Origin of the sequence: Streptomyces sp. NPDC001536, from assembly GCF_042894505.1 — a bacterium.
In the GTDB taxonomy this organism is placed as follows: domain Bacteria; phylum Actinomycetota; class Actinomycetes; order Streptomycetales; family Streptomycetaceae; genus Streptomyces.
Genome location: NZ_JBIAVQ010000017.1, coordinates 206,617 through 214,581, shown reverse-complemented (window position 1 = coordinate 214,581; position 7,965 = coordinate 206,617). Strand labels below are relative to the sequence as shown.

10 protein-coding genes are annotated in these 7,965 nt (G+C 68.9%); 7 read left to right on the top strand and 3 right to left on the bottom strand.

All coding sequences use genetic code 11. The annotated features are described in order from the left end of the window. Positions 1-89 precede the first annotated feature (89 nt). A complete protein-coding gene (locus ACFY0U_RS37525; protein WP_388643648.1) occupies positions 90-764 on the bottom strand; it encodes a lysophospholipid acyltransferase family protein in 675 nt (224 codons plus the stop codon). A 332-nt stretch (positions 765-1,096) separates the two neighbouring features. Between ACFY0U_RS37525 and ACFY0U_RS37520 the strand changes: the two genes are divergently transcribed. From ACFY0U_RS37520 to ACFY0U_RS37510, 3 genes are all read left to right on the top strand, one after another. Next, entirely contained in the window at positions 1,097-2,260 is a 1,164-nt protein-coding gene (locus ACFY0U_RS37520) for a glycerophosphodiester phosphodiesterase (protein WP_388643646.1), read from the top strand. Positions 2,261-2,334: 74 nt separating this feature from the next. Continuing rightward, entirely contained in the window at positions 2,335-2,841 is a 507-nt protein-coding gene (locus ACFY0U_RS37515; protein ID WP_388643643.1) for an RNA polymerase sigma factor, read from the top strand. 46 nt (positions 2,842-2,887) lie between these two features. Continuing rightward, complete coding sequence (locus ACFY0U_RS37510) at positions 2,888-3,385, top strand: GNAT family N-acetyltransferase (protein WP_388643641.1); 498 nt, start codon at positions 2,888-2,890, stop codon at positions 3,383-3,385. 7 nt (positions 3,386-3,392) lie between these two features. Here the strand turns inward: ACFY0U_RS37510 and ACFY0U_RS37505 are convergent, their stop codons facing one another. Together ACFY0U_RS37505 and ACFY0U_RS37500 are read right to left on the bottom strand one after the other, a co-directional pair. After that, the gene (locus ACFY0U_RS37505) at positions 3,393-3,830 is read right to left on the bottom strand and encodes a hypothetical protein (protein ID WP_388643639.1); all 438 of its coding nucleotides are present in this window, start codon (positions 3,828-3,830) and stop codon (positions 3,393-3,395) included. Beyond that, entirely contained in the window at positions 3,811-4,170 is a 360-nt protein-coding gene (locus tag ACFY0U_RS37500; RefSeq protein ID WP_388643637.1) for a hypothetical protein, read from the bottom strand. Before ACFY0U_RS37500 ends, ACFY0U_RS37505 begins: the two co-directional genes overlap by 20 nt. Before the next feature lie 89 nt (positions 4,171-4,259). Between ACFY0U_RS37500 and ACFY0U_RS37495 the strand changes: the two genes are divergently transcribed. From ACFY0U_RS37495 to ACFY0U_RS37480, 4 genes are all read left to right on the top strand, one after another. Continuing rightward, positions 4,260-4,910: an HAD family hydrolase gene (locus ACFY0U_RS37495; protein WP_388643635.1), complete on the top strand. Its 651-nt coding sequence runs from the start codon at positions 4,260-4,262 to the stop codon at positions 4,908-4,910. A gap of 365 nt (positions 4,911-5,275) precedes the next feature. Then, a complete protein-coding gene (locus tag ACFY0U_RS37490) occupies positions 5,276-6,310 on the top strand; it encodes a methionine ABC transporter ATP-binding protein (protein ID WP_388643633.1) in 1,035 nt (344 codons plus the stop codon). Continuing rightward, the gene (locus ACFY0U_RS37485; RefSeq protein WP_388643631.1) at positions 6,307-7,032 is read left to right on the top strand and encodes a methionine ABC transporter permease; all 726 of its coding nucleotides are present in this window, start codon (positions 6,307-6,309) and stop codon (positions 7,030-7,032) included. Before ACFY0U_RS37490 ends, ACFY0U_RS37485 begins: the two co-directional genes overlap by 4 nt. Positions 7,033-7,110: 78 nt before the next feature. After that, positions 7,111-7,944: a MetQ/NlpA family ABC transporter substrate-binding protein gene (locus ACFY0U_RS37480; RefSeq protein WP_388643628.1), complete on the top strand. Its 834-nt coding sequence runs from the start codon at positions 7,111-7,113 to the stop codon at positions 7,942-7,944. Positions 7,945-7,965 lie beyond the last annotated feature (21 nt).

Below are 7,965 nucleotides of genomic sequence, written 5' to 3'. Positions count from 1 at the left end.
GTCAGCCCGCCACCCTGCGCGTACCGCATACCACCGGCCTACCGCAGGGATCACCACCCGTCACCACCCCCGACAACACCCCGAGGAAGTCAGTAGGCAGCTTTCGCCTTCGTGGCGTACATGTCCACGTACTCCTGCCCCGACAGCTGCATGACCTCCGTCATCACGGAGTCCGTCACCGCCCGCAGCACATACCGATCCCGGTCCATCCCCTCGTACCGGGAGAACTCCATCGCCTCACCGAACCGCACGGTGACCCGCCCCGGCCGAGGGAACCCCGCGCCACCCGGCTGCACCTTGTCCGTCCCGATGATGGCGAACGGCACCACCGGCGCCCCGGTCATCATGGCCAGCCGTGCGATACCCGTGCGCCCCCGGTACAGCCGCCCGTCGGGGGACCGCGTGCCCTCCGGGTAGATGCTGAAGACCTTGCCCTCCTCCAGCACCCGGCGCCCCGTCATCAGCGCCGCGACACCACCGCGCCCGCCGTCCCGGTCGACCGGGATCATGCCGCAGCCGGTGAAGAACCAGGCCATCAGCCGCCCCTTGAGGCCCTTGCCCGTGACGTACTCGTCCTTGCCGATGAAGAAGACCTGACGGTCGCAGAACAGCGGCATGATCATCGAGTCGATGAACGTGAGGTGGTTGCCGGCGAGGATCACGGGACCGTCCCCCGGGATGTGCTCCGCGCCCTCCACCCGGGGGCGGAACATCAGGCGCATGATCGGTCCGAGCACTGCCTTGATGAGCGCGAAGCGGGACAACGGACCCTCCGGTGTCAAGTGAATCGGTATATGTCTGTGCAGGTGAGGACGATACTCGCGCTCCCCGTGCGCGCGCACATCGGGTTCACCGGGTTCACCGAGGTCTTACGCACTGTTGACGCTGGTTTACCTGCGGTGGCGCACGGTGTACCGCCCGTAACCCGTTGGCCATGATGTGACGCACATCGCGTACCCCTTCTGATGAGTCGTCAACTCAAACCCTCGGTACGACATTCAGCGTCACCCGCGTGTTCCGCCGGAGGTCTCCCGTCCGTCATGTACACGCACCTACGATCGGCCCGCACTGAAGAGCCGACGCAGGGAGGGCCCTCATGGGAACGCAGAACTCGGACGAGCAGGCGGGCGGGACCGGACGGCGGGCCCTTCTGGGCGCCGCGGTGCTCGGTGCGGGCGGAGCGGTCCTGGGAATGCCGGGTACGGCGAGAGCGGGCGAGGCGCGGCATGGTGGAGGGGTGAAGAGCCTGCCCGTGCCGACGATCATCGGCCACCGGGGCGCCAGCGGCTACCGGCCGGAGCACACCCTCGGCTCGTACCAGCTCGCCCTCGACCTCGGCGCCCATGTCGTCGAGGCCGGCGACCTGGTGCCCACCAAGGACGGTCACATCGTCTGCCGTCACGAGCCGGAGATCGGCGGCACGACGGACGTCGCGGACCACCCCGAGTTCGCCGGGCGCAGGACCACCAAGCTCCTCGACGGCGTCTCCGTCACCGGCTGGTTCACCGAGGACTTCACACTCGCCGAGCTGAAGACCCTGCGCGCGATCGAGCGCATCCCGGCCAACCGTCCGCACAACACCCTCTACAACGGCCGCTGGGAGATCCCCACCTTCGAAGAGGTCCTGAAGTGGCAGGACGAGCAGACCCGCAAGCGCGGCAAGCAGGTCTGGATCTACCCCGAGACCAAGCACCCCACGTACTTCCGCAAGCTGGGCCTGGGCCTGGAGGAGCGGGTCGCGAAGCTGCTGCGCAAGTACGGCAAGGACGGCAAGAACGCGCCGGTCATCCTCCAGTCCTTCGAGCCCACCAGCATCCAGCGGCTGAACAAGCTGGTCGGCAATCCGCTGGTCGTCCTGCTCTCCTCCGCGACCAGCCGCCCCTGGGACTTCGTGGAGACGGGCGACCCGCGCACGGTCGCCGACCTGATCACGCCCAAGGGCCTCAAGGAGATCGCCGGCTACGCCCAGGGCATCGGCCCGACCCTGGACCTGGTCATCCCGAAGGACGCGAACGGCAACCTCACCACGCCGACCACCCTCGTCGCGGACGCGCACAAGGCGGGCCTGCTCCTGCACCCGTACACCATGCGCAACGAGAACCCGTTCCTGCCCGCGAACTTCCGCAAGGGCACCGACCCCGACGCGTACGGCGATGTCTTCGGCGCCTACCGCGCGTACTTCGCCACGGGCATCGACGGTGTCTTCACCGACAACCCGGACACCGGTCTGCTGGCCCGCCAGGATTTCGTCAACGGCTGAGCGTAAGACCCCGGTTGGGGTGACAAAGGGCCGTCCGGGCAACCCGCCGCCCGGGCGGCCGCGTCGTCAGGCATATGACGCACGACCTCGTGGCCACCCTGCGCCCCCTGCTCACCGCCGAGGCCTCCGCCGAGGCGCATGCCACCGGTACCGAACCGGGCGACCTGGAACAGGCGGTCTGGCTCCGCCTCCTGGAACGCCTCGACACCGACGGCCCGCCGACCGACCCGCAGGGCTGGCTGCGCAGAGCCGTCCGCGCGGAGTCCCGCCGTACCCGCCGTACGACCAGGCTCGAACGGCCGTACGAGGCCGAGCCCGTGGACGACGTGGACCGCACCCCCGAACACCTCGCCCTCACGGCGGCCCGCGGCCGGGCGCTGCGTGATGCCGTACGCCGTCTGCCCGGCCGCTGCCCGAGACTGATGGAGGCGCTGCTCTCCCCGATGGACCTCACCTATCGGGAAATCGCGGGGGAGTTGGGTATCTCACAGGGCAGTCTCGGTCCGGAACGTTCCAGATGCCTGGGTTGTCTTCGCCGATTGCTCACACCGGAGGTTGCGGCCCGCGGAGCGCGGGGATAGGAGTGAGGGACGAAGTGGCGATCAGGTGAGCGGGAGGCGTGCGCACATGGGCATGAGCGTGACCATCTCGGTGGCGACCGAACAGGACGCGGAGCAGATCTTCAGGCTCCAGTACCTGTGCTTCCAGAGCGAGGCGGCGTTGTACGGCAACTACCGCATCGATCCGCTCGTCCAGACCCTGGACTCGGTCCGTGAGGAGGTCGCCGCGGACTGCGTCTTCGTGGCCCGCCTCGGCGAGGAGGTGGTCGGCTCGGTACGGGGCCGCATCACCGAGGACGGCTCGGCCGCCATCGGCAAGCTCTGCGTCCACCCCCGGCTCCAGGGCCACGGCATCGGCGCACGACTGCTGCGCGCGGCCGAATCGGCGCTGGTCGAGGAGCGCGGCGCCACCAGGTTCCGCCTCTTCACGGGCCACCGCAGCGAGGGCAACCTCCGCCTCTACCGCAAGGTGGGCTACGAGGCGGTCGGCACGTCCAAGGGCGCGGACGGAGTTCCGATGATCGTCCTGGAGAAGCCGGCCGACACCTACGCGGCGACGGCCTGAAGCTCTTTCAGACGGTCCGCGCCTTACGGAGCCAGTAGATGGCCGACAGCGGCAGCAGTACGGGGATGAAGACATACCCCATGCCGTAGTCGGACCAGACGGTCGCGTCGGGGAACGCCGACGGGTCCAGCAGGGTCCAGGTGCCCACCGTCAGCACACCCACCAGCTCGGCGGCGCAGCACACCAGCGCCGCCTTGCGGGCGGTCTCCCCGCCGCGCACCAGCGTGTACGTGATGAAGCCGTACACCAGACCCGCGACGGCGGACAGGGAGTAGGCCAGCGGTGCCCGGTCGTACTCGGTGGCGATCTGGTAGATCGAGCGCGACACCGCACCGACGACCATCACGCCGTACAGCCACACCAGCAGCGTGCCAGGACCGCTGACCAATCGGTTCTTCGCCGACTCGCCCTCCGTCACGGTCACCTCAGCCTCCCCAGATGTCATAGAGCCGCACCTCGAGAACGGCCAGCACGACCGCGCCGGCGGCAGCCGTCACCGAGCCCCACTTCGACCGCTCCGACAGCGACATGAGCCCCGCGGCCGGGACGCACGCGAACGCGCCCAGCAGATACGCCACGAAGATCGTCGTCCCCTGCTCCGGCTTCTCGCCCCGAGCCAGCTGCACGATGCCCACCACCAGCTGCACCAGCGCCAGCAGCGACACCACACCCATCCCGATGAAGTGCCAGTCCTTCGTCGGCTCATCACGATAGGCCGCCCACCCGCACCACGCGGCGAGCAACAGCGCGGCGACGCCGGTCACAAGCGTCAGGACATCAAGCATGCGCCGACCCTATTACGCCCGGAAATCCCCGATGCCCTCGCCCCCGACCCCGTCCGGCGGGCCCCGGCGGCCCCCGTAGGGTCTGGACCATGACGATCCACGCGCAAGCCCTGCTCTTCGACAACGACGGCACTCTCGTCTCCTCCCTCGCCTCGGTGGACCGCTGCTGGCGGCAGTGGGCCGGGGAGTACGGGATCACGGCCGAGGAGTTCGGGCGGGTCGAGCTGCACGGGCGGACGGCTGCCGAGATAGCCGCCGACCTGCTGCCGGCCGAGGTCGTGGCGGAGGCGGTCGCGCGGATCGAGAAGCTGGAGGTGGAGGACGTGCCCAACGGGGGCGTGCATCTGCTGCCGGGGACGAAGGCGTTCCTCGACTCCCTGCCCGGTGACCGCTGGGCCGTCGTGACCTCCGCCACCCGGCGCCTGGCCGAGGCCCGGCTCGACGCCGTCGGCATCCTGCCCAAGACCCTCGTCGCCGCCGAGGACGTCACCCGCGGCAAGCCCGACCCCGAGCCGTACCTCCTCGCCGCCCGCGCCCTGGGCGTCGACCCGGCCCACTGTGTCGTCTTCGAGGACGCCCCGGCAGGACTCAGGGCCGGTCGCGCCGCCGGGATGACCACCGTGGCATTGGCCACAACCCACCAGGCCCACGAGCTCGACGCGGACCTCGTCGTCGACAACCTGTCGGCCTTGTCGGCACTGGTCACCGGCGCCGGAGTGGAGATCTCCGTCCGCGCCTGACCCTGTCCGCCGCTGTCCAGCATGCGGACAGCGGCGCTTTGTCAGGACCGTACGTCTGCTTTACTGATTCCATGACCACGACGAGCAGCCGCACCCTTGCGACCGAGGCGACCATGACGCCCGGTGCTCGCTGTATGTGTCGAATGTGCGCCTTCTAGAGGGCCCCCGCACCACCCCGAGCTCGCGCCCCGAAGCGAGACGCCGTGGCATGTCCGTGCGCTGAATCCCGTACGTGACCGACGCCGCCCCGCGCACATGTTCTCCCCGGCTCCTGTGCCACCGCACGAGAACCGTGCCGCGTTCCCGACCGAATGCACCCGCCAGGGCACACCCACGCCCTGCACCCGACAGTGACGGAAACCCCAGTGATCACCACAACGGGCCTGACCAAGGTCTACCGCTCGCGCGGCCGTGAGGTCACCGCCCTCGACGGCGTCGATCTCCACGTCCGCGAAGGCGAGGTCTACGGCGTCATCGGCCAGTCCGGTGCCGGCAAGTCCTCGCTCATCCGCTGCGTCAACCTGCTCGAGAAGCCCACCGCCGGCACGGTCACCGTGGCCGGCCAGGACCTCACCGCCCTCGCCGGACGCGGTCCGCGGGCGGGCAAGGAACTCCGGCAGGCCCGCAGCCGTATCGGCATGGTCTTCCAGCACTTCAACCTGCTGTCCTCGCGGACCGTCCAGGACAACGTCGAGCTGCCGCTGGAGATCCTCGGCACATCCGGCAAGGACCGCTCCCGCAAGGCGCTCGAACTCCTCGACCTCGTCGGCCTGTCCGACAAGGCCAAGGCCTACCCCGCCCAGCTCTCCGGCGGCCAGAAGCAGCGCGTCGGCATCGCCCGCGCCCTGGCCGGCGACCCCAAGGTCCTCCTGTCCGACGAGGCCACCAGCGCCCTCGACCCGGAGACCACCCGCTCGATCCTCCAGCTGCTGCGCGACCTGAACCGCCAGCTCGGCCTCACCGTCCTCCTCATCACCCACGAGATGGACGTCGTGAAGTCGATCTGCGACTCCGCCGCCCTCATGGAGAACGGCCGCATCGTCGAGTCCGGCACGGTGAGCGAGCTGCTCGCCACCCCCGGCTCCGAGCTGGCCACCGCGCTCTTCCCGGTCGGCGGCGAGGCCACCGGCGAGGACCGCACCGTCATCGACGTCACCTTCCACGGCGAGGCCGCGACCCAGCCGGTCATCTCCCAGCTGTCGCGCACCTACAACATCGACATCTCGATCCTCGGTGCCGCCATCGACACCGTCGGCGGCCTCCAGGTGGGCCGGATGCGCATCGAACTGCCCGGCCGCTACGAGGACAACGTCGTACCGATCGGCTTCCTGCGTGAACAGGGTCTCCAGATCGACGTCGTGGGCCAGGAGCCCCTGCTGGTGAAGGAAGGTGCCAAGTGACCTGGTCCGAGATGCAGCCCCTGCTGGAGCAGGCGTGTTGGGACACCCTCTACATGGTCGGCTGGTCCACCGTCATCGCCGTTGTCGGCGGACTCCCGCTCGGCATCCTCCTCGTCCTCACCGACCGCGGCGGACTGCTCCAGAACGTCGTCGCGCAGAAGGTCATCGGGCAGGTCGTGAACGTCGCCCGCTCGATGCCCTTCATCATCCTGATGGTCGCGCTGATGGGCTTCACCCGCTCCATCACCGGCACGACCATCGGCCGCGAGGCCGCGATCGTGCCGCTCGCCATCGGCGCCATCCCGTTCTTCGCGCGCCTGGTCGAGACGGCGGTCCGCGAAGTGGACGGCGGACTCGTGGAGGCCGTGCAGTCGATGGGCGGCAACACCTGGACCATCGTCCGCAAGGTCCTCGTACCGGAGTCGCTGCCCTCGCTGATCGCCAGCACCACGACCACGATCGTCGCCCTCATCGGCTACTCCGCGATGGCCGGCACCGTCGGTGCCGGCGGCCTCGGCGACATCGCCATCCGCTACGGCTACCAGCGCTTCGAGACCGAGCTCATGTGGATCACCGTCGCGATCCTCGCGGTCGTCATCTCACTGATCCAGTTCGCCGGCGACTACGCCGCCCGCTCGCTGCACAGCCGTGGTGGACGCGGCGGTCCGGCACCGAAGCTGCGGCTGCTGAAGGCCTCGACGGCCGAGAGCAACACCGCCTGAGCCCCACGTAGACAACCCCTCAGATTTCCCGTGCACCCCATCACGGGACAGCTCCGCCCAAAAGGAAAGGCACTTTTCGTGCGTAACACCGTAAAGCTCACCACCGCAGTCCTCGCCGCCGGCGCCCTCACCTTCGGGCTCACCGCCTGCGGCTCGGAGGACTCCACCTCCGCGTCCTCCGACACCAGCGGCCCGCTGGTCGTCGCCGCGAGCCCCGTCCCGCACGCCGAGATCCTCACCTACGTCAAGGACAACCTGGCGAAGAAGGCGGGCCTCGACCTGGAGGTCAAGGAGTTCACGGACTACGTCACGCCGAACACGGCGACCGAGGACGGTTCGGTGGGCGCCAACTACTTCCAGAACCAGCCGTACCTCGACGACTTCAACAAGAAGAACGGCACCCACATCGTGCCCGTCGTGACGGTCCACCTGGAGCCGCTCGGCCTCTACTCGAACAAGGTGAAGAGCGCCGACGCCCTCAAGAGCGGCGCGACGATCGCCGTCCCGAACGACAGCGTCAACGAGGCCCGTGCCCTCAAGCTGCTCGACGCCAACGGGATCATCACGCTCAAGGACGGCGTGGGCAACGACGCGACCCCTGCCGACATCACCAAGAACCCCAAGAACCTCAAGTTCAAGGAGCTGGAGGCGGCCCAGACCCCGCGCTCCCTGGACGACGTCGACGCCGCGGTCATCAACGGCAACTACGCCATCGAGGCCGACCTCTCGCCCGCCAAGGACGCCCTCGTCCTGGAGTCCGCCAAGGACAACCCGTACGGCAACTTCCTCGCCGTCAAGGAGGGCAACGAGGACGACCCGCGCGTGAAGAAGCTCGCCGAGCTCCTCACCTCCGCCGAGGTCAAGAAGTTCATCGAGGACAAGTACGACGGCTCCGTCATCGCCTCGTTCTGAGCGCACTGATCAACAGGGGGA

Coding starts and splice junctions, on each gene's coding strand:
- ACFY0U_RS37505 (WP_388643639.1), bottom strand. CDS start 3,830: ATGACATCTGGGGAGGCTGAGGTGACCGTGACGGAGGGCGAGTCGGCG.
- ACFY0U_RS37500 (WP_388643637.1), bottom strand. CDS start 4,170: ATGCTTGATGTCCTGACGCTTGTGACCGGCGTCGCCGCGCTGTTGCTC.
- ACFY0U_RS37495 (WP_388643635.1), top strand. CDS start 4,260: ATGACGATCCACGCGCAAGCCCTGCTCTTCGACAACGACGGCACTCTC.
- ACFY0U_RS37510 (WP_388643641.1), top strand. CDS start 2,888: ATGGGCATGAGCGTGACCATCTCGGTGGCGACCGAACAGGACGCGGAG.
- ACFY0U_RS37515 (WP_388643643.1), top strand. CDS start 2,335: ATGACGCACGACCTCGTGGCCACCCTGCGCCCCCTGCTCACCGCCGAG.
- ACFY0U_RS37520 (WP_388643646.1), top strand. CDS start 1,097: ATGGGAACGCAGAACTCGGACGAGCAGGCGGGCGGGACCGGACGGCGG.